Source organism: Paenibacillus sp. Y568, assembly GCF_059445545.1.
This window is the reverse complement of the sequence record NZ_JCAIUM010000017.1, coordinates 16,343-39,469: the sequence shown is the minus strand read 5'-3', so window position 1 is coordinate 39,469 and position 23,127 is coordinate 16,343. Positions and strand designations below refer to the sequence as shown.

Genomic DNA, 23,127 nt, shown 5'->3' with positions numbered 1-23,127 from the left:
AGCGTAACCGTTCTATAAACCCATATCTTAAATTTAAGATATTTTTTCGTTATTTTATAAAGAGCGGAAACCATATTACCCGTTTCCGCTCTTTAAGTTTTCTAAGTGCTTTGTCTTTATTACTTAGCCAATTTAGCGAAGTATTCCAAAGTACGAATAAGTTGTGCTGTGTAGGACATTTCGTTGTCATACCAAGCTACTGTTTTAACCAATTGTTTGTCGCCAACAGTCAATACTTTTGTTTGTGTAGCGTCAAACAATGATCCGAATGTAATACCTTTGATATCAGAAGATACGATTTCGTCTTCTGTGTATCCATAAGTGTCCACATCAGAAGCAGCTTTCATAGCAGCGTTAATTTCTTCAACAGTTACATTCTTTTCAAGAACAGTAACCAACTCAGTCAATGAACCAGTTGCAACTGGAACACGTTGAGCAGCACCATCCAATTTACCTTTAAGTTCAGGAATAACTAGGCCGATTGCTTTAGCAGCACCCGTTGTGTTAGGAATAATGTTCTCAGCAGCTGCGCGAGCACGACGGAAGTCTCCTTTAGCGTGAGGAGCATCCAAAGTATTTTGGTCGCCAGTGTAAGCGTGGATTGTTGTCATCAAACCTTCAACAATACCGAAATTATCTTGTAATGTTTTTGCCATAGGAGCTAGGCAGTTAGTAGTACAAGAAGCACCAGAGATTACAGTTTCAGTTCCATCAAGGATTTCATGGTTAACGTTGTAAACAACAGTCTTCATGTCGCCTGTAGCTGGAGCAGAGATAACGACTTTTTTAGCTCCGCCTTTCAAATGCTTCTCAGCTGCTTCTTTAGTAGTGAAGAATCCAGTACATTCTAGTACGATTTCTACACCAAGATCTCCCCAAGGCAATTCTTCAGGGTTACGGTTAGCTAGAACCTTAACTTCTTTACCGTTTACTTTGAAGAAACCGTCATGTACTTCAACGTCACCATCAAAGCGACCTTGAGTTGTATCATATTTTAAAAGATGAGCTAACATTTTAGCATCTGTTAAGTCATTAATAGCTACTACTTCGATACCTTCCACAGCTTGAATACGACGAAATGCAAGGCGACCAATACGTCCAAATCCGTTAATACCAACTTTTACAGTCATTTAATATTTCCTCCCGAAATTCGTTTTTATTTATTCAAGACGGGTTATTAAGCCTGTCGTGACAACAAAATAATAGTCAATCTTCTAAGTTGTGAGAGCCTGTTCTTCCATCTCTCTCTCAATTTCTAAGGCGGCAGCCTCGTCTGTGACGAGTATATCTTCCTGACCAAACCTAAGAACGGCGTGTATTGCTCTGGCCTTACTCTTACCGCCTGCAATCCCAATTACAATTTCAGTGTTCATGATATCTTCCAGTCGAAGACCTAAAATCATCATCTTATGAACCATAGCACCTTTATCATTGAAATAATAACCAAAGGACTCAGCAACTGCGCCATCCACTCTAATAGCTTCAATTGTAGCTGCATCAAGCTTTCTGCGACGTGTCATTTCCATGGCATCACCAATGCCGTGCACGATGATTCTTGACTGTCTGATTAACTGAACAATTTCCTGAATGTTCTTATCTTGGACAAGCGATTGATAAGCATCTTCGCTGAGTAAATCCGGCAAATGCAATAATCGATATTGGGCTCCCACACTCTTAGCCATCGTAGAAGCAACGGTGTTCGCTTGGAACTCCATGCTCTCACCTAGTCCACCACGAGCTGGTACGAACCAAGTTCGCTTAGCGTGGGATGATGACTGTTGAGTCAGTTGCTCAGCGACTGCAGCAAGTGTTGAACCTCCTGTAACAGCGATTATATCCTCATTACTCATGACGCTTAGCAGGGCCTTTGCACCTGCACGCCCCAATTCTCGTTTAGAGAACGTCGATAACTCAGAATCACCAGGCACAATCACTACCTTACGTAGTCCATATGCTTGACGAATTCTATCTTCCAAATCAGCGAGTCCAAATAGATTCTTAGCAATGGGCTCTAGCGACTCCAGCAATTTTCTACCTGAATCACTAATTTTCATCCCCGTACTTTCAATCTCTATTAGTCCTTGCGATTTCAATAGATCTGTCTCGGACCGTAATACACGTTCCGTCATATGAAGCGACGCGGCGAGCGTTCTACGACCAATCATATCAAACAGCATGATTCGTTGAAGAATACTATACCTTGTCTTGAGTGTTTCCATGAGATCAGGCAGAAGCTGCTTTTGTATTTCCAATAAATTTCGCATGCTTTCCACTCCTGCTACATTCTCCATGGCCTTAAAATGTCCCGGGTTAACTTTTTAAGTCCCACCTCTATTGTAACCAATATTTGCTCCTGTTGCAAGCATTCCCTGAGTATATTTCACAAGTTTTGAAATTCTTATACATAATAAGTACCAATCCCTCATACTACATATCTTCGCTATCTATCTTCTACTTATTATGCAAAGTAAAATGAAGATACATCATGATAGTCCTTGCTATTGTTGCGTATTTATCATATAATGATTTTTGCTATTGCTTAACGTGCGCCCGTGGTCAAATGGATATGACGTAGGCCTCCGAAGCCTGAGATCGAGGTTCAATTCCTCGCGGGCGCGCCATTATTATTGCAGTAGCTTGTCTCTATAATATCTTTAACCAAACGCTCAAAGTCCAATCAGGGCTATTTTTTTTGTTCAGAGTTTGACTTTCTTTGACTTTTTCATTTAAAATGTTTATCATGTGGTAAATACGGTAATCGTATGTATAATAAAGGTTATAATTTAGCTAAATAAAGGGAGGTTTTCAACGTGGGTTATATTCCTATGGTCGTTGAACAAAGCAACCGCGGTGAACGCGCTTATGACATCTATTCTAGACTTTTGAAAGATCGCATCATTTTCTTAGGTTCTGATGTAAATGACATGGTTGCCAATTCCATTATCGCACAAATGCTATTTCTAGCTGCTGAAGACCCAGAGAAAGATATCTCTTTATATGTAAACAGTCCTGGTGGATCCATTACAGCCGGAATGGCAATATTTGACACGATGCAGTATATCAAGCCTGATGTATCTACAATTTGTGTAGGTATGGCTGCTTCAATGGGAGCTTTCCTATTGAACGCAGGTGCAATTGGTAAACGTTATGCTCTTCCAAACAGTGAGATCATGATTCACCAACCTCTAGGTGGTGCACAAGGTCAAGCATCGGATATAGAAATTCGTGCTCGTCGTATTCTCAAAATGCGTGATAAGTTGAACAAAATATTGTCCGAACGTACAGGGCAACCACTTGAACGTATCGAGAAAGATACCGATCGTGATTACTTCATGAGTGCTGCAGATGCTGCGGCGTACGGCATCATCGACAAAGTTATCGAAAAGCCATTAGCTCTATAAAATAAGAACTTTTCTCTATAAAAAACCATGTTCCCTAGAGGAACATGGTTTTTTGTTTTATTATTTTAAAGTAGGTAGCACTTGATTATAGGGGATCACAAATGTTGGAATACCTGCAACATAGGGTGTATAGGCATATTGTTGAAAGAACAACGCTAAGCCATCCGTTTTGAGAAAGTAGTCTGCATCATCTTTAAGCCCTTTAAAATCTTCATAGTGCCCATTTATTTCTTTGAGACTCTTCACAACAAATTGATTTAACTCCACTTTATAGGTGGGCTTTTTCTCTTTCAATAGGTCATCTAACGAAAGTAGCTTTCCATTCTTTAAGGAAAAGGTTAATCCTGTCTGCCATGTGCCCCCATGTGCTCCACCCGTATAACTATACTGATCTACAACGATACTTAGCATTCCATTCTCATTGTATGTCACAATATAGTTCTGAAAGAATTGGTAGGTGTGCTCGACAGAACTATCTCTCTTAGCAGCCTGTTCTTTAGAGGCATCTACGAATTGGTCCTTGAGCTTCTCTAGGATAGTGTTAATCTCTTTCTCCGCGTCTGCATTCTCAAGTCCACTAATGATAGGGTAGCGTAACAAGAAAAGGGCATCCTTCGTCTTCGTCTCATCAGATTCTGATTTAATGATCGTATGGTTCTCCACTCTTGGAGTAATACTCAGAGATTTAAGTGATGGATTCCATACGCCTTGATACCCCAAGTAATCACTCATCAACTTGAACGGGACATATAATTTGCCTTTGATATTCTGAACTTCATAGTTATTAACGTAATAGTTATTAATGTTTGTGTTAACCCCATACTCCATTACATCGATATTCAACTGTCTATGCCCACTACCAACACTATAAGTTCTTGTGCCTGGATTATATGTTAAAGGGAGCCCCATTTGATCTCTCAGTACAGTCACGGGAATCAAAGTATTCCCATTATGAATTAGCCCTTTCTGGGATAACGTCGTTCCCTTCCATTTCAGAACCACAGAGGTTTGTTGAATAGTACCTTTTGTCGCATTCGGTGCTGCGTATGTGGATGCTTGTCCTGTATATCCTAGACTAGTACCTAGAATACCAGCTAATAAAACTGCCACACTATATCTCATTACCTTATTCATTTTCCAATACTCCCTTCAACAACTAATTAATGGTATTACTTCATAGTATATCGAAACGGAAAATGAATAAAGTAACATCTGAGTAACAGTATTGTCGTTAGTTGTAAGAGTTAATCAGCCATCAATAAATCGTTAATTCTGTTCGTGATACCCCTTATCTCCATAGGGTTGAAGCTTAAGTAGCCACTTCTGTTCTAATTCCTCGAGCTCTTTCTTAATTTTTTTATTCGATGGGTGGTTTACAGGTACATTCACTGGGACCATACCGATTAGAGACTCACCTTCCTCCAGTTTCAATTTCTCCAATATTTCCAACTTAAATTGATGTTCACCGTATTCCTTCCATTCCTTCTGCAATGCCTTACAGTCATGATTCCCCATATTTAGCATGAACACATCTTTATTGAGCGCTCCATGTAAATTCAGGCTACTTCCGATCCATATTTTATGATTCGCCAAATTGTAGATTTGATATACTCCGATTTCACGTGGACGTTGTTGATACTCTGTTACTAATTGTTTACGTCTTTGCTGATCCATGTCGATCCCTTCCTTCATCATCGTTTGTTATTTCGTCTTACTTTTCACCCAATATTGACTGCCATCCGGTTCCCGCTCCATGAATCCATATTCAATCAAATAACGTCTTAATGTAACATAGTCATCTAACCGAGCTTGAAGGACTGCGTTGACCTCTTTTTCCGTATAGTACTTTTGAACATCAAACAATTGAATAAGATGACGCAAAATTACGATCTTTCGCTTTTCTTTCTTGGGAAATTCTTTTAACGGGCCCTCTAGACCCTGACTAAAATACGTATTAAGAATATCTTCATTCTCTTGCTGCGTGATCGAGTGTCGTTCATCCAACAGCGAAGGAGAATCATGAATATGGATATACTTGTTCTTATTGCTTGATCTCTCCTCCACTAGCTCCATAATGGACAGAAACACCTTTGCTTGCTTCATCTTCTCACGTAAAGTAAAGCGGTGATTCCGAATAGTTGAGGCACTTCCTCCATCTAGTTCTTTAACGATCTCTTGGTCACTTAACCCCATTTGAAAATAGTTCAATAACGTTCGCTGCAAATCTGTTAATCCCGTCCATTTCTTATCTAATCCTAGTAAAAAGTCCACCATTGACGTGTGTTCCCCTGCAATATGCCGACGTACATATTTCTCCGCTTCGTAGAATACCTCTTCTTCCTTATAGATAATACCCTTCTCATATCGCAACCCGCAGACTAAACAAACATATGCCTCCTGTTCTGCATCGTACACATAACCTTGCTTAATTTCCTCAACACTCGCGTTCCAGAAATATTTTGATAAATACCCCATAATTATAGACACCTTCCAATATTGTTTGCTTATTTAATAGACATTATATGTTATCGTTTGTTTTTAATCAAGTTAGTCTGACTTGATTCATCTAAGCAGCGTTATCCTTACAAGCATAAACGGCCTCGCCGTCCTTTAGCGGCGAAGAAACGTTTAGATTTTAACAAAAAAAGCAATTCAAAGCTACGACTGTAGCTTCGAACTGCTTCCAAATATCACTTACTCTTTTATGTGTACAGAATGTTATTCCCGACCGCTTTTCAATTCTGTCCAATACCGATCATAGATCTGCAGGGTATCCCCTACATCACTCAACCATTCTGTCCGATTTAGTTCTTCTTCTGTCAGGTTGATCATCGTATTACTACGATAGGTTTCACTATGGAACTCCATCGCTTTGGTATTCGGATCACTATAACCAATAGCTTCATAGTTGGTCGCACTCACTTGAGGATCCAGCATATAATTGATGAATTTCTCTGCTAATGCTTTATTCTTAGCCCCTTTAGGGATCGCATAGTTATCAGAGAATATCGTCGCCCCTTCTTTAGGCACAACGTACGCAATATCCGGGTTATCCTTTACAATATACGCAGCATCTCCGGACCATACTGTACTGATCCATCCCTCTTCTTGAATCATCTTTTGTTTAATAGTATCTGTATCAAAAGCTAGGACGCTTGGGAGTAATGTCTTCAAATCGTCTACGGCTGTTTTAATCTCCGCTTCATTGGTAGAACTGTTTGAGAACCCTTGCTTCTTAAGAGCCATACCGATTACTTCACGGTTGTCATCTAATAGCAATACTTTTCCCTTATAGGCTGGATTCCATAGATCTTCCCAACTATCAATTGGATCTTTGATATATTTCTTGTTATATGCAATTCCGGTTACACCAGAAGTATAGACAATGGAATATTTATTCTCTGGATCGAACGTTGGGTCTTTGAATGTATCCGAAATATTAGTGAAATTCGGGATATTACTCTTATCCAATGGTTCTAGCAGATTGTTCTTGATCATCGTCTCCACCATATAGTCTGACGGTTGGATTAGATCATAACCTCCGCCTCCAGCTTTAATCTTGGCTAATAGATCCTCATTATTTGCATAAATATCATATGTTACGTCCACATTGAACTCTTTCTCGAAATCCGATATCACCGATTCATCAAAATTGTCCGCCCAGCTGTAAATATGCAACTTCTCTTTGGAGGAACAACCACCCAAAAGGGAAATTGCCAAAACTCCAACTCCAAGCATACTAAAAAATCCAGTTCTTTTCACAGTTACGTATCTCCTCTCTTTCGTTAAACCTTTTTATATGGCAAATGTACAAGTTACTCTTACAACTTGGCCATCCATCATTTGTAATGATATATTCTCAAACTACGGTATTAAAAGGGCAACATCTTATGTTTCTTCTGTCCTTTTCCTCGATTCAACGCGTATTGCGCCAACAATATCAAGGTGATGCTAACCAGTATAAGCAACGTACACAATGCATTAATCTCTGGTGATATTCCTCGTTTCACTTGCCCATAAATATAGATGGGGAGCGTCGTCGAGCTAGGCCCAGCCACGAAGAAACTAACCATGAAATCATCAAGTGAAAGTGTAAATGCAATAAGGGCCCCTGAGATAATACCAGGTGTAATCTGTGGTAATGTGATGTGTCGGAAAGTCTGCCAATAACTAGCTCCAAGGTCCTGAGCTGCCTCTTCAAGTTGTCTACCCATTCCCGCTAATCTTGCGGTCACAAGAACGTATACATAAGACAGACTAAACGTAATATGGGCAATCATGACTGTTGACTTCCCTAAAGGGATTTGAAGTTGGCTGAATAGCACTAGTAACGACAAGCCCATGATGATGTCCGGGATAATTACAGGCATATACAACATCCCATTTAGTGGAGTTTTCCACTTCTTCGCCATTTCGCGCATAGATAAAGCTGAGATCGTACCCAATAAAGTCGCTGCAATAGTTGAAACAACAGCAATGATAAGACTATTAGTTAAAGCTTCCATAACGTGGCGATCTCTCATTAAAGAGGAATACCAATCAAGCGTGAAACCCTTCCAATCCCCACTTAGGCGTGTGTTATTGAAGGAATACACAATAACGAGCACAATGGGTACGTAGATGAATATCATCATTAATGCAGAATGAATACCGAGAAGTGGATGTCCTTTCTTCTTCATTTGCTTCCACCCTCCCTTGTACGATCGCTACGTGACTTCATAGCTCGACTAAATAATACAATCAGTATAAGCGAAGTCAATACAAAAATAACGGATAGCGCTGAACCGAAGGGCCAATTACGCGCTCCAAGAAACTGTGCCTGAATAATGTTACTAATCATAGAGGATTTCGATCCTCCTAGAATATCTGTAACAACGAACATTCCCGCAGTAGATACAAAGACAAGCACAGACCCCGTCATAATACCTGCCTTACTCTGTGGTAAAGCAATATGCCAGAATGCCTTCCATCGACTGGCTCCTAAATCACTTGCAGCATCAAGCAAACGTCGATCAATCTGCTCGATAGCCACATATAAAGGTAGCACCATAAAAGGAATGAAATTATATACCATCCCTAACAGAACAGCGCCCTTGGTATAGAGCATTTGCAATGGTTCATCTATCCATCCAAAATGGATCAGTAAACTGTTCACCACACCCTGTGTTCGAAGCAGTAATACCCAAGCGTAAGTCCGTATCAAGAAATTAATCCAGAAAGGAATCGTAATTAGTATCATACCCCAATTCTGCATTCGAGGAGAAGCATTGGCTAAATAATAGGCTAATGGATAACTTACAACTAGACATATCAAGGTCGTCATGAAGGATAATACGATTGTATCCCAATAGATCCCTAGATAAAGGGAATCCCAGAATGTCTTATAACCTTCCCAACTGAAACTAAAGACAACATTACCCAGTGTGTCGCGTTGCATGAAAGACATGGCCACAACGATAAGCATGGGGACAATCAAGAATAATCCTAACCATATCAATACAGGTGTAAAGAACCATTTGGACTTGTTCACGGTTGGATCACCACCTCATCCTTAGGGTTCCAGCTCACCCCAATCCGTTCCCCTACTTGCCATGCCTCTTCATCCGTTGAATCCAGAACCATCGTCACTATCATGGCTGCTTGCTCACCTACTTGATCTAGTTCAACCAATAATTTATGCACATTTCCCAGATACAGAACATCTTGAATAACACCTGACTTCATCGAACCTTCTACGCTTCGTTGTGGGCGTAACTTCTCAGGTCTTACTGCAAATAAACCTTGGGGTGATGTAAAGATATTATTCTCACCAACAAAGGTTGCTGCAAATAGTGTACGTGGTGAAGAATAGATTTCTTTAGGGGTTCCGATCTGTTCAACTTGCCCATTATTCATAATAACGATTCGATCAGACATCATCATAGCTTCCTCTTGATCATGTGTTACATATACAAAAGTTATACCCAATGTACGCTGAAGGTGCTTTAATTCGGTTTGTAAATTTTTGCGCAACTGTAAATCTAGTGCCCCAAGTGGCTCATCGAGTAACAACACTTTCGGTTTATTCACTATAGCTCGGGCTATAGCTACCCGCTGTTGTTGGCCTCCCGATAGTTGATGAGGATAACGTCCGGTTAGAGCCGTTAGCTGCGTCATGGCAACTGCCTCTGCAATCCGTACCTTTTGTTCATTCTTTGGTATCTTTTTCATTTTTAATCCAAAGGCAATATTCTCTTCCACCGTCATATGTGGAAATAGCGCATAGTGCTGGAATACCAAATTCAAGTCTCTTTCGTTAGGAGACTTATCCGTCACAACTTTCCCAGCAAGTACGATATCCCCATCCGTAGGTTGCTCAAAACCCGCAATCATGCGAAGAATAGTCGTCTTCCCACATCCACTTGGACCCAGCAACGTAAGGAATTCACCTTCCTTAATGTTCATGGATAATGGTTTTACCACCACTTGCCCTTCAAATTGCTTCTCGATCTTGACGAGTTCAATCATAAGTACCAACCCCTTTTTTCATCGTATAGATTCCGTTTACATTATGTTCATAGCTTCTAACATTTTTAAAAAGCCATATCATCTGTATGGCTTTCTTTCATTCTTATTATTCAATCATTTAATCCTAAACATGCACATACCATTTTCGCATATTCACTATAACGTTTTTCGCCTTGAGGTACAACAACTTTCTATCGTTTTCGACAATAACAAATCTACATTCGTCACAAAACATTAATCAGCATTTAAAAAGTCACCCTCCCGCGACAACGTTTCGTCGAAGGAAGGTGACTCTAGTGAACACAATTATTCATTTAACCTAGATGTTATTTAATTTCATATTGTACGCTAAGCTGTGTTGCTACTTTAACTTCCCCAGCTTCAACAGCTGACGAACCTGCTGAGTCCATGCTCGACTTCGCATTCATTAACATTTCAGTTTGCGCGTACACGACTGGGTTACTCATATCTCCCTGACTAACGGTTAGAACCATACCTAATTGTCGATTCGCTGCTTTCGCAATAGCACTAGCCTTCAGATTAGCGTTAGCCATCGCCTTCTCAATCACTTGCGTCTCGAACTGATCACGATTCTCTATCGAGAAGCGAACATTATCAATGTTATTTGCCCCTACATTTGATGCCGCATCAAGTAGTTCACCAATCTTAGCAAGATCACGATAAGTCACTTGAATCGTATGATTTGCATTATACCCTTTCACTTTTTGTCCTTCTTTTTCTGTATAGGTATAGTTAGGTTGCACATAGAACTGTGTGCTCTTAATATCTTTATCAGCGATCTTCCATGTGTTCTTCAATAGATCATTCAACTTCTTCATCTTAGCTGCATTTGCCTTTTGTGCTGCTTGAGCCGTATCCGCCTGCGAAGTTACACCAATAGATAAATACGCAATGTCTGGTGTAATCGAGATTTCACCTGTACCTACAACATTAATTACATTACGTTGTACTTCGTCTGCATACACCTTAGAAGTACTAGTTAACGAACCCGTAACCCCTGTTAATCCTAACACCAATGCACCTGCTACTAATAAACTCCCCGTTTTCTTCACCCATCTTTGCATGACCTTCGCCTCCTAAAAGTTTTACGGAGTAAAGCTAACTTCGTAAGCATAGTCTGAGCATCACGAAGTAAAGCTTGCCCCGTATGCATCATCTTTATCTTGTTTGAGTTAATTTTATCCGCACTCGTAAAATTATTCCTTTATTTACCCTTTAGACGAGGTTTATTAGGAAAGGTTGCATAAGGGGAGAAATAAATTTAATTAATAAGATTTAGGAGGCATCACAATAACAAAAAGGAGCTAATCCTTTAGGGATCGGCTCCTTAATGTATGCAATTGAATGTCGAGAACGCATCGATTATGGGTCGATTACTGGTTCTCTAATTCCTCTTTACTCACCAAATTGACTAAAGCAGTTACAGCCTGCTCAGCATCAGCACCTTCAGCACTAATGTTGATTTCCGTACCTGAGCTGATTGCAAGACTCATTATACCCATGATACTTTTAGCATTCACTTTTTTATCGTCTTTTTCCACGAAAATTTCGGACGAGTACTTGTTCGCTTCTTGAACGAACAATGCTGCCGGTCTCGCGTGAAGACCCGTCTTTAGACGGACAACTACTGGGTGTTTTGTCATGGAAACTTACCCCCTATTTATAAATCTATACACTGAATTACCATTTTTATTAATAACATTATACCATTATAACATGAAGGACACTAGAGTAAAAACTTAACCATTGCGAATTTTATCGGCCATCTCATCAATCTTACGCAAACGATGATTTACGCCTGATTTACTGACTGTGCCTTTGAGCATCTCACCGACTTCTTTCAAGTTCATATCAGGATGAACAAGCCGAACCTCTGCTACTTCTCGCAGTTTCTCTGGTAAATTTTCTAATCCCATTTCACGTTGTAATAGCTTAATATTCTCGATCTGTCTCACTGCTGCACCAATTGTTTTATTCAAGTTGGCGGTCTCACAGTTTACAATCCGATTTACGGAATTTCTCATATCACGCATAATACGAACATCTTCAAACTTAAATAACGATTGATGTGCACCGATCATACTGAGAAATTCGATAATCTTCTCGCCTTCCTTAATGTAAAGAACGAATCCCTTTTTACGCTCAATAAAACGTGCATTCAAATTGAACTCGTTAGCCAGATCTACTAGTGCCTTACAATGGTCTTCATACATGGAGGAAATCTCCAAATGATAAGAGGACCCCTCTGGGTTATTCACTGATCCACCTGCCATGAATGCACCTCGTAAATATGCCCGTTTACAGCAATTTTTACGAATAAGATCAGGTTGAATGTCTGGTGTAAATATAAAACCTTCGGAAACAATATGAAGTTCCTTCAGAATTTCCTGTACCTGGGCTGGAATACGTACGATATAGACGTTGTTCTTTTTTAATCTCATTTTTTTACGGACAAGTAGTTCAGTATGCGCTTGAAAGTATTTTTTGATCAAGGTATAAATTCGCCTTGCTATCGCGGCATTTTCTGTCGAGATATCTAAAATGACCTTTTTGTTGGACAGCTGAACTGAACCATTCATTCGAATTAATGCTGATAATTCAGCCTTCTCACAACATGCCTGTCCTTCAACCATAGTCAATTCTTTTTTGGTCTGTGCCGCAAATGACAAGGGACTCACCTCTCTCGTAAGATCCAATTTTGTACTAGTTGATATATATGTTGACTTAACTTCTCTGCATCATGCCGTAGATATGTCCGAAATAGGACTAGCGTGTCAGCTATCACTTTATAGCCTTGCCCGGTCAATTCATCCATGTCCAATTGGACGGGCCTTGCACCCTTCTCAGCATATTTATTTTGAACTTGAGTCGGGATATCACCATTATTTACAATGACATAATCAAATAGTTGTGTACCAATATGATCATAGATTGCATTCAAATGGTCACTGACTGTATAGTTATCTGTTTCTCCAGGTTGCGTCATGACATTACACACAAAAATCTTAATTGCGTCTGATGCACACACCGCTTCCGCAAGCTTGGGAACGAGTAGATTTGGAAGAATACTTGTATATAAGCTACCTGGTCCAATCAAAATTGCATCTGCCTGACGAATCGCCTCCACAGCCTCTGGCAACGGCTCCACGTGAGTCGGATCAAGAAAGACACGCTTAATCCTACCTCCGGCTTCTGGAATTTTGGACTCACCGATGACAATACTTCCATCTTCCATCTCTGCATGGAGAGTTACAGCAACACCTGCTGCAGGCAGCACCTGACCACGAACAGCAAATACCTTACTCAACTCTCGAACAGCCGTTACAAAGTCTCCCGTAATGTCTGTCATCCCTGCCAATATTAAATTGCCTAAGCTATGACCAGCAAGTCCAGTACCATTGTTAAACCGATAGCTCAACATTTCCGAAAGTAGCGGTTCCACGTCTGCAAGTGCAGTTAACACATTCCGAATATCACCAGGTGGGGGCATCTGCAACTCACTTCGCAATATGCCCGAACTTCCCCCGTCATCAGCTACCGTAACAATCGCTGTAATATCCAGAGGCTTTTCCTTTAGTCCCCGAAGCATGACGGACAATCCCGTTCCTCCGCCCATTACAACAATTCGTGGACGCGATCTTGTTGGCTCTGCCACTTTCATCAGACTTCACCTCATTAATGCCGGTCACGATCTCGTTCAGAGTCTCGGTGGCTAACGGAGACGGTCTCAGTCTCGCTGGTACTCAGCATCTTACCTAAGTACTCCGCAATAGCAACAGAGCGATGCTTGCCACCCGTACATCCAATAGCGATAATGACCTGGCTCTTACCTTCTTTATAATACTGTGGAATTAAGAAATGGAGCATATCCAACAGTTTAACTAGGAACAATTGGGTCTCAGCCCACTTCATCACATACTCATACACTTCATTGTCTTGCCCCGTTCGTGGACGTAAGTGATCTACGTAGTGAGGGTTTGGCAAGAACCTTACATCAAATACTAAATCTGCATCTATGGGTATTCCATATTTAAATCCAAAGGATGTAATATTGACTGACAAGGTATTTGGTTCAAGATGCGAGAAGCGAGAAATAATTTTCTCCTTCAATTGTCCAGGCTTCGTGCTACTTGTATCAATCAACTGCGTCGCAGAGACTTTAAGTTCCTCCAACATCTTACGCTCTAGGCGAATACCATCTAATGGCATCCCCTCAGGAGCTAACGGATGGCGTCTACGACTCTCTTTATAACGTTGTACAAGAACAGAGTCGGTCGCATCAAGGAACAGAATCTCGCAACGCATGGTGAAATGCTTTTTAATATATAATAAAGATTCCGATAGAGCCGTGAAGAATTCACGTCCACGTAAGTCAATCACTAAGGCAACCTTAGCAATCTTACCGTTTGATTGTTCAATGAGTTCTGCAAACTTTGGGATTAATACCGGTGGAAGATTATCCACACAGAAGAACCCTAGATCTTCTAGGCTTTGTACCGCAAGTGTTTTTCCCGCGCCTGACATACCCGTAATAATTATTAAGGTGGCCACGGCCGACGCAGCATTGTCATTTTCCAGCATCAGCTTTCACTCCCTTGTCCATGAGTTCACAAGCTTTTGACGGGTTTTATATGAAGTAGTTTCTACGAACGAAGGTGCAGACCTGCTGCTCCAACGATCCCCGCATTGTTTCCTAATAGAGCAGGTAGAATCGAAACACCCTGTAGTAAAGGATCTGGTGTGTACTTCGCATATACTGCACGAACCTCATTAAACAGAATATCTCCTGCATAGGCAACTCCGCCACCAATAATGAATACTTCTGGATTCAGTACTGCAGCTACAGCTGCCATCGATTTACCCAAATAGAAAGCGGCACGATTCACAATACGCATGGCAACTTCATCACCAGCTTTAGCTGCATCGAATACTTCCTTAGCATTCATTTTCTCTACTGTAGAAAGTGTTGTACGATCTCCACGTTCAACAGCATCCTTCGCCATACGAATAATACCTGTTGCAGAAGATACGGTTTCAACACAACCCTTTTTACCACATCCACATTGAATAGCTTCTAGATCAGGCACAACTGCAATATGTCCAATCTCTCCTGCCATCCCTGAGAAACCTTGATATATTTTACCATTTAAAATAATGCCTCCACCTACACCTGTTCCAAGTGTATAGCACACACAATTATCTACTCCACGTCCGGCACCACTCCAAGCTTCACCCAGAGCAGCCACGTTAGCATCGTTATCTATTTTGACCGGCTTGCCCAGACGTTCCTCTAAGAGTGAACGTATCGGAACATCACGAAAGCCTAAGTTCGGTGCTTGAATGATAATCCCTTCACGGACATTCGTAAAGCCAGCAACCCCAGCACCTACACCCTCAAGCTGGTCCCAACTATATGAAGAATTCTCCACAATGTCTCGTACATATTTCACAATATTATCAATAACGACCTGAACGCCTTTTGCACTTTCTGTGGGTCCTTCATGCGTCAGAAGAAGCTTCCCCTCTTTATCACAAATCCCAACTTTTATCGCCGTTCCGCCTAAATCCACACCTACATAGATACTTTCAGACATGTAACAAGCCACCTTTTTCACTCTAAAATAGTTTTGAGCCTACGTACCCACTATAATTGATGCCCTCAATATGGTCAAGAGAAGCACAACTCTAGCGCAATCCCCACGGATAGAATTAATACTTCATTTATATAGCATTTTTAAGATGATATCACCTTAGGTTGCAAACTTATTTGTGAACTGATGCACAAACATGTTGTTGGATATGATGACAATTGTCATCTTGATTTACTGACACTTTTAACTAACGCAAACATATCCTATCTTTTAATATGGAAATATAAGGAGTTTAAAATATAAATGAGGGGGTTCATTATGAATTCAATTGTGGATGTGACTGGCGTTACCAAACTTTACGGAACAAAAAAGGCAGTTGATCATGTGTCTTTTTCAATTGAGAAAGGTTCCATCGTTGCCATTCTAGGTCCTAACGGTGCAGGGAAAACCACTGTCCTGTCGATGTTATTAGGCCTAATTAAACCAAGTCAGGGTACGGTACGCGTTCTAGGTAAAGACCCTAAGGATATCGAAGTGCGCAAGAAGATTGGGGCAATGCTCCAAGAAGTGAGTGTCATGGATGGTCTGAAAGTACGTGAGTTGATTACCTTAATTCGAAGTTATCATCCGCATCCACTTGATCTTGATCAACTAATACCACTAACTGGACTGAACGAGGAAGATCTCAATCGATTCGCATATAAGCTATCTGGAGGACAAAGAAGAAGACTTGGGTTCGCACTGGCTCTTATAGGCAATCCTGATCTCATTTTCTTAGATGAACCAACCGTAGGTTTAGATGTTACCGCTCGTCGGTTGTTCTGGGATCAAGTTCGTTCACTGACTAATCAGGGCAAAACCATTCTATTTACCACACATTACCTTTCCGAAGCTGAAGATTGTGCAGATCGTGTTATTTTATTTGACCAAGGTGTCATTATAGCTGATGGTACTCCTGATGATATCAAATCTAAACTCACGAAATCTTCTGTCTCCTTCAAATCGAATGACCCTCATCTGACTGAGGCACTTCTCAATTTATCAATGGTTGTGGATGTATATGAAAAAGAAGGGCGAATCTATGCTGTGACCGAGAATACAGACAGGATGTTGGCGTCACTTTTTAAACATAAGTTTGCAGTCAATGATATTCGCGTCGAGCATGGCCGTCTTGATGACGCCTTCGAACAATTAACACTTCATCCTGATTCTATGAATCACAAGAAGGGGGCTATCTAACATGTATGCGTTAACTATGCAGTGTAAGGCAGAGATACGAAGAATTTTCCGCAATCCTTATTATGTATTCTGGTCACTAGTATTACCTATTCTGTTTTATTACGTATTTACGAAACTTATAAACACCAATACCGATGATAATGAACTTTGGCAGGCACATTACTTGATGTCTATGACCACATTTAGTGTCATGGGTTCATCAATTATGACGTTAGGCATTCGTATTGTTCAAGAACGAGTGCATGGATGGTCTACCTACATTCGCATAACACCACTTCCTGATGGCATCTATTTCTTCGGCAAAATGTTCGGGCAAACGATGATGCATTTATTTTCTATTATTGTTATTTTTGCTTCAGGATATTTAATGAATGGCGTGTCCTTATCTGCATGGCAATGGATTCTCAGTGGACTATGGATATTAATCGGATGCTCACCATTCTTAGCCCTAGGAACCTTAGTTGGAACTATGAAAAGAGTAGATACGGCAAGTGGCGTTAGTAATGCGATTTACATGATCATGGCAATCATGGGTGGAATGTGGTTTCCTATCGATGCTTTCCCTAAGGTGTTACAGACTATTGGCCACTGGCTTCCTTCTTATAATTTTGGGAATGGTGCTTGGGAGATTGTACGTGGGAATACACCCGAGTGGAATAACATATGGATTCTGCTGGGATATCTTGTATTTTTCATGGTATTATCGACATATATTCGTAAAAAACAGGAAGCGGTGTAAACTACCTCATGCCCGAGAGATTTCAAGTTTTCCCCAAGAAACTAGGATTCTACCCTTACGTTTGGTTAATTTATATCTTCATACCTATCTTTATTATGTCCCAGGAGCAGGGGATGAAGATGGTATATGGTTATTTGATGATTGGTATATTCGTAGTCTCCTATCGCCAACTTTATTTCGCCTCAGAACATAGAAGCTTCTCTTATTGGCTTGCCTCACAAATGGTTATTATTTTTATTCTTAGCCTATTTTATAATCCATACAACTTATTTATGGGTTTCTTTACCGCTAACTTCATTGGATATTACACCAACTCACTAAAATTCAAAGTCTCCTTATGTATATTAGCCATCATTGAATTTCTACCGCTTATTCTACATTTGAAGACCATTCCACCAATGCAATATTTGATTTTACTCCCGTTTATTATCATCATGCTTATTACTCCTTTTGGAATACGATCTATGAATAAGCATCAGCAATTGGAGATCCAGTTAGATGAAGCTAACGAACATATCAGAGAACTCGTTAAGCGGGAAGAACGGATGCGCATTGCTAGAGATCTACATGACACATTGGGGCACACATTGTCTTTAATTACTTTGAAAAGCCAGATCGTGAATCGGCTCATTACCATGGATCCAGAGCGGGCACAGCTTGAAGCTAAGGAAATTGAACGTACCTCAAGAGCGGCTCTTCGACAGGTTCGTGAACTTGTATCGGACATGAGGGCAGTGACCATTGCTGAGGAGTTAATAGATGTTCAGGTTATTTTGCACAATGCCAATATCATATCCTCCTTCGAAGGTGATGTTACGTTAGTGGGGGTTCCCGATCTCACTCAAAATATTCTTAGCCTATGCCTGCGGGAATCCGTCACAAATATGGTGAAACATAGCCGAGCCAATCGTTGTATGATACGGATCGAACAGCAATTGTCGAAGGTCACCCTTATCATTAGCGATGATGGTATAGGGTTACGTGAAGATCATCAAGATGGCAATGGATTAAAAGGGATGGGTGAGAGGCTTTCTTTAATTGACGGTTCTCTAATCTTATCTTCGGAGGAAGGCACTACCTTAACAATTACTATACCTATTATTATGAAAGATCATTCAGAGGAGGAGACAGCATGATACGGGTTCTTCTTGCCGAAGATCAACGGATGTTGCGTGGTGCGTTAGCCTTATTATTAAATCTAGAAAGTGATATCGAGGTGATCGGTCAGGCTTCAGACGGGCAAGAAGCCCTCACTCTCATCGCTTCTCATGTACCTGATGTCTGCTTGCTAGATATCGAGATGCCCGTTAGGACAGGTCTTGATGTTGCTGAACAGCTATATCAACAAGGTTCCCCATGTAAAGTCATTATTCTAACTACCTTTGCCCGCCCAGGGTACTTCGAACGTGCCATAAAGGCTGACGTGCAGGGTTATTTATTAAAAGATGAACCTAGTGAAAAACTTGCCCAGTCTATACGACGGGTCATGATGGGACATCGAGAAATATCCCCTGAGCTCATTTTCGGAACTCTAAAGGAAGCAAATCCTCTCAATCCTCGCGAGCGTGAGATTCTATCCCTGTCTTCCCAAGGAAAGTCGGCTAATGAAATATCATTAATGCTCCATCTCTCCTATGGAACGGTACGCAATTATATCTCCGAAGCGTTGAATAAACTAGGCGCTAATAATCGAATGGAGGCCATTCGGACGGCCGAGGAGAAGGGGTGGTTATAAATATTGAGAGTCTTAAATACAACACAAAGACCCTGACGGAACGTTTATCCGTCAGGGTCTTTTTAATTAAGTGACCATTATAGTTACTTATCTAGAGTCTCGCTCCAGTCATGTACCATGTTGCCTTCAATAAATTTCTCAGCATCCATCGCTGCCATACATCCTGATCCAGCTGCCGATATTGCCTGGCGATAACGAGTATCTTGTACATCACCGCAAGCGAATACTCCTGGAATGTTGGTTTCTGTTGTACCTGGTTTTACGAGAATATAACCTACATCATCCGTAGTAATCTGATTATCCAAGAACTTCGTGTTTGGTGTATGTCCAATCGCTACAAATACGCCGTCTGCTTCGATCAGTTCTTCTTGATTCGTCTCATTATTCAGGACCTTTAGTCCTTTGAGACCCATTCCTTCAGATACAACCTCCAGTGGAGTACGATTCAATGCCCACAGGACCTTCTCATTCTCACGAGCACGATCTTGCATGATCTTAGAAGCACGCATCTCTTCACGACGGTGTACTAGGGTTACACTAGAACCAAAACGCGTTAGGAAGCTAGCTTCCTCCATAGCGGAGTCTCCGCCTCCAATAACGATAATCTTTTTCCCACGGAAAAAGAACCCGTCACATGTCGCACATGTGCTGACACCACGCCCAATGTTCTCTTGCTCACCTGGAATACCTAGGTATTTCGCCGATGCACCTGTTGAAATGATAATCGTCTCAGCTACTAATTCGCCCATGCCGTCTACTTGAACCTTAAACGGTCGTTGCGAGAAATCCACCTTCTCTACCCAACCTGTTTTGAATTCAGCTCCGAAACGCTCAGCCTGCTTGCGCATATTATCCATTAATTCAGGTCCCATAATCCCCTCTGGGAATCCTGGAAAGTTCTCAATTTCAGTAGTTGTCGTTAACTGACCACCTGGTTGCATACCTTCAATTACGAGTGGCTTCATGTTCGCACGTGCTAAGTATATAGCTGCAGTTAATCCTGCAGGACCTGTTCCGATGACGATTGATTTATACATACGTGTGACCTCCTATTACTGATTTTGCATACCTATAATTATATATTAGATTATCCGTTTCTATCCTTCATATGGCATACACTATCGATACGCCGCGCATATCGACTGACAGTAGAAGGAGACAGCCCATATCGTCGTGCTACTTCCTCGAAGGTAGTCGGAAGACCAACCATTTTGAAAGCCCAATATTCAAGCGCTGCTGACCAACCTTCTGGATGGCGAAATTCTGGTGTATTAGGATAGCTCTTATGCAGGAATTCAGTCCATAAGTTCTGTATCTCTTGCTGTTGATTCAGATCCCATGAGTGAGTCATCATTTGCAACGTCTTATCTACGACCATATGCGATGGCTGTTCCCAATCCATAGGAAGATCGTTCGTTGTCGATACTTGTTGTTGAGATAACACTTCTTCCTGTATTGGGAAATCCAATAGCGATTTGTCAATCCCTAGTCCTTGTAGAACCAGCAGGGCTGCCTCTTTTAGCTGGGGATCCTCATCTGGATCAAGTAAAAAGGCTTCTAGTACCTGTTTTACCTCTTCATCTCCAATCCATGCAAAGGACTGAATCACTTGTAGTTTCGTCGCATGATCACCATGCCGTAACGCCCAGAAAAAAGACGAGCGAAGAAGCGGATTATGCTTAACTTCATCCGTGATTCCTTCACCATTATTCTCCCACAGCTTCATCTGTTCTTCAAAAGGTAGATGGTAATGGTAGCTGATCTTAGGTTGCTGCGTCTTCCCTTCTTGAAACTGTTGAAGCTGAGACAAGTAGAATCTCGGAACATCAGAATCTGGATCAAGCTTCGCTGTATATCGCCAGTATCTCTCTGCCTCAATATACCGTCCACAGTTGAATGCAGCTGTCGCCGTATAGTGATATAGACTCGGATCGCCACTTAGCTCTTCATCCTTCAGCAACCGACGGAAATGCCGATGGGCTAGTTCATGTTGACCTAAGATTCCCATCGTTGTAGCCAATTTAAATAAGTGCTCCTGATGGAATGGCACAGTAACCGTAAGTAAATGTACTAACGGAAGCAATTGTTCTAGATTGTTCTCATGTTGATAGAAGATGGCTAAATTACATAACCCATGTAGATTTCCCGGCTCCTGTTCTAACACCTGCTGGATCGTTTCCTTCGCTTTATCGAATAATCCAACGTAATAATAAGCAAGGGCTAAGTTATTACGTGCTGCTAAGAAATCAGAATAGTTCTCTACAATTTCTTCAAGTAGATCTACAGCTTGAGCGAACTTGCCCTGTTCTAAAAGTGTACGGGCATGTTCATGTTCCACCATGCCTTGGCGACTTTTTATTCGAGTCAATTTAGCTGGACGATCTAACTCATATAGGAGCAGATCCATCATTTCTTCAGCTTCATTTAGAAACTGACCGTCTGAATCCTCTTCTAGATAGGTGACTAATGCTTTCTCGGCTTCTTCAAATTTCTCCATATTAGCGAAATTGTTAGCCATATAGAAATAGCATTCCGTCATTGTTGGATCAATATGCTCTATAATATCGACAAGTACGGAATTGGAACCTTCGTAGTCCCCCATCTCTGACATGGTTCCGGCCATGTTACAATGATTCACTGGATTCTCTGGTTCATACTCTACCGCTTTACTGAAATATTTCAATGCCTTAGCATAATGATTGCGATCTAACGATTGAACAGCCCTCTCAAAGAAGAAGTTCGCGTCCAAATGGACCGGTATTATTTTATTGTGTAGGACATTTGTCCGTAGTGTATCATCGTTCATTGAAGCAAGGCACCTCCTTTTCCTACTAACCTATTGCTCCTCATAGTATACCACAAGTTCATGAGTCCTTTTAAGTAGGGAAGTTCTTCTTCATAAACGCAGAAAAGACACCGCATCTATTAAATGCCGGAGTCTTTAAATAAAGTCGCGATCGATCCACCTTCTATAATAATACGAGTTGCCTGTGCTAGCATTGGAGCTATAGATAGCACTTTGACCGATCCACTATAATTCTCGGGAAGTACGATAGAATCCGTCACAACAACTTCTTTAATGTTCGAATGATTCAAACGTTCTAAGGCATCACCCGAGAAGAGGCCATGTGTAGCACAGACATACACGTCTTCTGCTCCACGTTCCTTCAGCCCTTCCACTACATTCACAATAGTCGTACCTGTATCAATAATATCTTCAATAATGATAGGCGTCTTGCCCTCAACATCTCCGATCACATGCGTGATCACAGATTCATTATGTGAAGGTCTCTTCTTAATCATAATTGCAAATGGAGAATCAAGATGGTTCGCCAATTTCTCTGCTGTTGAAGCACGACCAGCATCCGGCGAGACAATGACTGGATTAGCAATATTCTTAGATCTCAAATACTGGCTAATTAAGTCTAATGCCGTTAAGTGATCCACAGGTATATTAAAGAACCCTTGTATGGCCGGGGCATGTAAATCCATCGTGATTACTCGGTTAGCACCCACTGTTGTTAGAACATCCGCTACCATTTTCGCAGAAATAGGTTCACGTGGTGCTGATTTCCGTTCCTGCCTTGCATAGCCGTAATAAGGGACAATAATGTTAACCGTATGGGCAGAGGCTCTTTTGGCTGCATCTATCATCACAAGCAATTCTACAAACATCTCATTAATCGGATGCGATAACGACTGAACTATAAACACATCACAATTGCGAATACTTTCCTCATAGTTAACATAGATTTCACCACTCTTGAACCGTGAAACCTTGACACTTCCCAATTCCACACCTAGTTGACTGCAAATATCCTTTGCAAGCTTTGGATTGGACGAGCCCGTAAAAATACGCATCTTGTGTTGCATAGCATCCTCCTGATTTCAAGA

Annotated in this window: 23 protein-coding genes and 1 tRNA gene; 6 read left to right on the top strand and 18 right to left on the bottom strand. The window is 41.1% G+C overall.

Annotation, left to right across the window (positions count from 1 at the left end):
* Window positions 1–119: 119 nt before the first annotated feature.
* The gene (gap, locus tag AC1D7X_RS20405; RefSeq protein WP_495457926.1) at window positions 120–1,130 is read right to left on the bottom strand and encodes a type I glyceraldehyde-3-phosphate dehydrogenase; all 1,011 of its coding nucleotides are present in this window, start codon (window positions 1,128–1,130) and stop codon (window positions 120–122) included.
* Between the two features lie 84 nt (window positions 1,131–1,214).
* The gene (locus AC1D7X_RS20400; RefSeq protein WP_495457927.1) at window positions 1,215–2,264 is read right to left on the bottom strand and encodes a sugar-binding transcriptional regulator; all 1,050 of its coding nucleotides are present in this window, start codon (window positions 2,262–2,264) and stop codon (window positions 1,215–1,217) included.
* A 282-nt stretch (window positions 2,265–2,546) separates the two neighbouring features.
* On the opposite strand from AC1D7X_RS20400, the gene AC1D7X_RS20395 reads away from it, so the two are divergent.
* Window positions 2,547–2,621: transfer RNA gene (locus AC1D7X_RS20395), tRNA-Arg, on the top strand.
* Between the two features lie 189 nt (window positions 2,622–2,810).
* A complete protein-coding gene (gene clpP / locus AC1D7X_RS20390; protein ID WP_495457928.1) occupies window positions 2,811–3,401 on the top strand; it encodes an ATP-dependent Clp endopeptidase proteolytic subunit ClpP in 591 nt (196 codons plus the stop codon).
* A gap of 60 nt (window positions 3,402–3,461) precedes the next feature.
* On the opposite strand, the gene AC1D7X_RS20385 is transcribed toward clpP, so the two are convergent.
* The 13 genes from AC1D7X_RS20385 to AC1D7X_RS20325 form a co-directional block, all read right to left on the bottom strand.
* Entirely contained in the window at window positions 3,462–4,535 is a 1,074-nt protein-coding gene (locus tag AC1D7X_RS20385) for a DUF3298 and DUF4163 domain-containing protein (RefSeq protein ID WP_495457929.1), read from the bottom strand.
* Between the two features lie 132 nt (window positions 4,536–4,667).
* Complete coding sequence (locus AC1D7X_RS20380) at window positions 4,668–5,075, bottom strand: GIY-YIG nuclease family protein (protein WP_495457930.1); 408 nt, start codon at window positions 5,073–5,075, stop codon at window positions 4,668–4,670.
* 27 nt (window positions 5,076–5,102) lie between these two features.
* On the bottom strand, window positions 5,103–5,876 hold the full coding sequence (locus AC1D7X_RS20375) for a DUF2087 domain-containing protein (RefSeq protein WP_495457931.1): 774 nt from the start codon (window positions 5,874–5,876) through the stop codon (window positions 5,103–5,105).
* Between the two features lie 243 nt (window positions 5,877–6,119).
* Window positions 6,120–7,139, bottom strand: coding sequence for a polyamine ABC transporter substrate-binding protein (locus tag AC1D7X_RS20370; protein WP_495457965.1), 1,020 nt, complete (start codon window positions 7,137–7,139; stop codon window positions 6,120–6,122).
* A 134-nt stretch (window positions 7,140–7,273) separates the two neighbouring features.
* Window positions 7,274–8,080: an ABC transporter permease gene (locus AC1D7X_RS20365; RefSeq protein WP_495457932.1), complete on the bottom strand. Its 807-nt coding sequence runs from the start codon at window positions 8,078–8,080 to the stop codon at window positions 7,274–7,276.
* Window positions 8,077–8,931, bottom strand: a complete 855-nt coding sequence (locus AC1D7X_RS20360; RefSeq protein WP_495457933.1) for an ABC transporter permease — start codon at window positions 8,929–8,931, stop codon at window positions 8,077–8,079. The genes AC1D7X_RS20365 and AC1D7X_RS20360 overlap by 4 nt, the downstream gene beginning before the upstream one ends.
* A complete protein-coding gene (locus tag AC1D7X_RS20355) occupies window positions 8,928–9,908 on the bottom strand; it encodes an ABC transporter ATP-binding protein (protein ID WP_495457934.1) in 981 nt (326 codons plus the stop codon). Before AC1D7X_RS20355 ends, AC1D7X_RS20360 begins: the two co-directional genes overlap by 4 nt.
* A 326-nt stretch (window positions 9,909–10,234) precedes the next feature.
* Window positions 10,235–10,993 (bottom strand): SIMPL domain-containing protein, encoded by a 759-nt coding sequence (locus tag AC1D7X_RS20350; protein WP_495457935.1) that lies wholly within the window; start codon window positions 10,991–10,993, stop codon window positions 10,235–10,237.
* 309 nt (window positions 10,994–11,302) lie between these two features.
* Window positions 11,303–11,572, bottom strand: a complete 270-nt coding sequence (locus AC1D7X_RS20345) for an HPr family phosphocarrier protein (protein ID WP_429374001.1) — start codon at window positions 11,570–11,572, stop codon at window positions 11,303–11,305.
* Between the two features lie 96 nt (window positions 11,573–11,668).
* Window positions 11,669–12,598, bottom strand: a complete 930-nt coding sequence (whiA, locus tag AC1D7X_RS20340) for a DNA-binding protein WhiA (RefSeq protein ID WP_495457966.1) — start codon at window positions 12,596–12,598, stop codon at window positions 11,669–11,671.
* Between the two features lie 5 nt (window positions 12,599–12,603).
* Complete coding sequence (locus tag AC1D7X_RS20335) at window positions 12,604–13,590, bottom strand: gluconeogenesis factor YvcK family protein (RefSeq protein ID WP_495457936.1); 987 nt, start codon at window positions 13,588–13,590, stop codon at window positions 12,604–12,606.
* Between the two features lie 14 nt (window positions 13,591–13,604).
* Window positions 13,605–14,510, bottom strand: coding sequence for an RNase adapter RapZ (gene rapZ, locus AC1D7X_RS20330; RefSeq protein WP_495457937.1), 906 nt, complete (start codon window positions 14,508–14,510; stop codon window positions 13,605–13,607).
* Between the two features lie 62 nt (window positions 14,511–14,572).
* Complete coding sequence (locus AC1D7X_RS20325) at window positions 14,573–15,523, bottom strand: ROK family glucokinase (RefSeq protein ID WP_495457938.1); 951 nt, start codon at window positions 15,521–15,523, stop codon at window positions 14,573–14,575.
* Between the two features lie 315 nt (window positions 15,524–15,838).
* On the opposite strand from AC1D7X_RS20325, the gene AC1D7X_RS20320 reads away from it, so the two are divergent.
* The 4 genes from AC1D7X_RS20320 to AC1D7X_RS20305 are packed head-to-tail and all read left to right on the top strand — an operon-like array spanning window position 15,839 to window position 19,233.
* Window positions 15,839–16,759, top strand: coding sequence for an ABC transporter ATP-binding protein (locus tag AC1D7X_RS20320; protein ID WP_495457939.1), 921 nt, complete (start codon window positions 15,839–15,841; stop codon window positions 16,757–16,759).
* Window position 16,760: 1 nt separating this feature from the next.
* Window positions 16,761–17,498, top strand: a complete 738-nt coding sequence (locus AC1D7X_RS20315; protein WP_495457940.1) for an ABC transporter permease — start codon at window positions 16,761–16,763, stop codon at window positions 17,496–17,498.
* Window positions 17,499–17,506: 8 nt separating this feature from the next.
* On the top strand, window positions 17,507–18,634 hold the full coding sequence (locus tag AC1D7X_RS20310; RefSeq protein ID WP_495457941.1) for a sensor histidine kinase: 1,128 nt from the start codon (window positions 17,507–17,509) through the stop codon (window positions 18,632–18,634).
* Complete coding sequence (locus AC1D7X_RS20305) at window positions 18,631–19,233, top strand: response regulator transcription factor (RefSeq protein WP_495457942.1); 603 nt, start codon at window positions 18,631–18,633, stop codon at window positions 19,231–19,233. The genes AC1D7X_RS20310 and AC1D7X_RS20305 overlap by 4 nt, the downstream gene beginning before the upstream one ends.
* An 83-nt stretch (window positions 19,234–19,316) precedes the next feature.
* Here the strand turns inward: AC1D7X_RS20305 and trxB are convergent, their stop codons facing one another.
* The 3 genes from trxB to AC1D7X_RS20290 all read right to left on the bottom strand — a co-directional run bounded on the left by trxB (window position 19,317) and on the right by AC1D7X_RS20290 (window position 23,106).
* Window positions 19,317–20,270, bottom strand: a complete 954-nt coding sequence (trxB, locus tag AC1D7X_RS20300) for a thioredoxin-disulfide reductase (RefSeq protein WP_495457943.1) — start codon at window positions 20,268–20,270, stop codon at window positions 19,317–19,319.
* A gap of 50 nt (window positions 20,271–20,320) precedes the next feature.
* The gene (locus AC1D7X_RS20295) at window positions 20,321–22,039 is read right to left on the bottom strand and encodes a tetratricopeptide repeat protein (RefSeq protein ID WP_495457944.1); all 1,719 of its coding nucleotides are present in this window, start codon (window positions 22,037–22,039) and stop codon (window positions 20,321–20,323) included.
* A 119-nt stretch (window positions 22,040–22,158) separates the two neighbouring features.
* Window positions 22,159–23,106, bottom strand: coding sequence for a ribose-phosphate diphosphokinase (locus AC1D7X_RS20290; RefSeq protein WP_495457945.1), 948 nt, complete (start codon window positions 23,104–23,106; stop codon window positions 22,159–22,161).
* Between the last annotated feature and the right edge of the window lie 21 nt (window positions 23,107–23,127).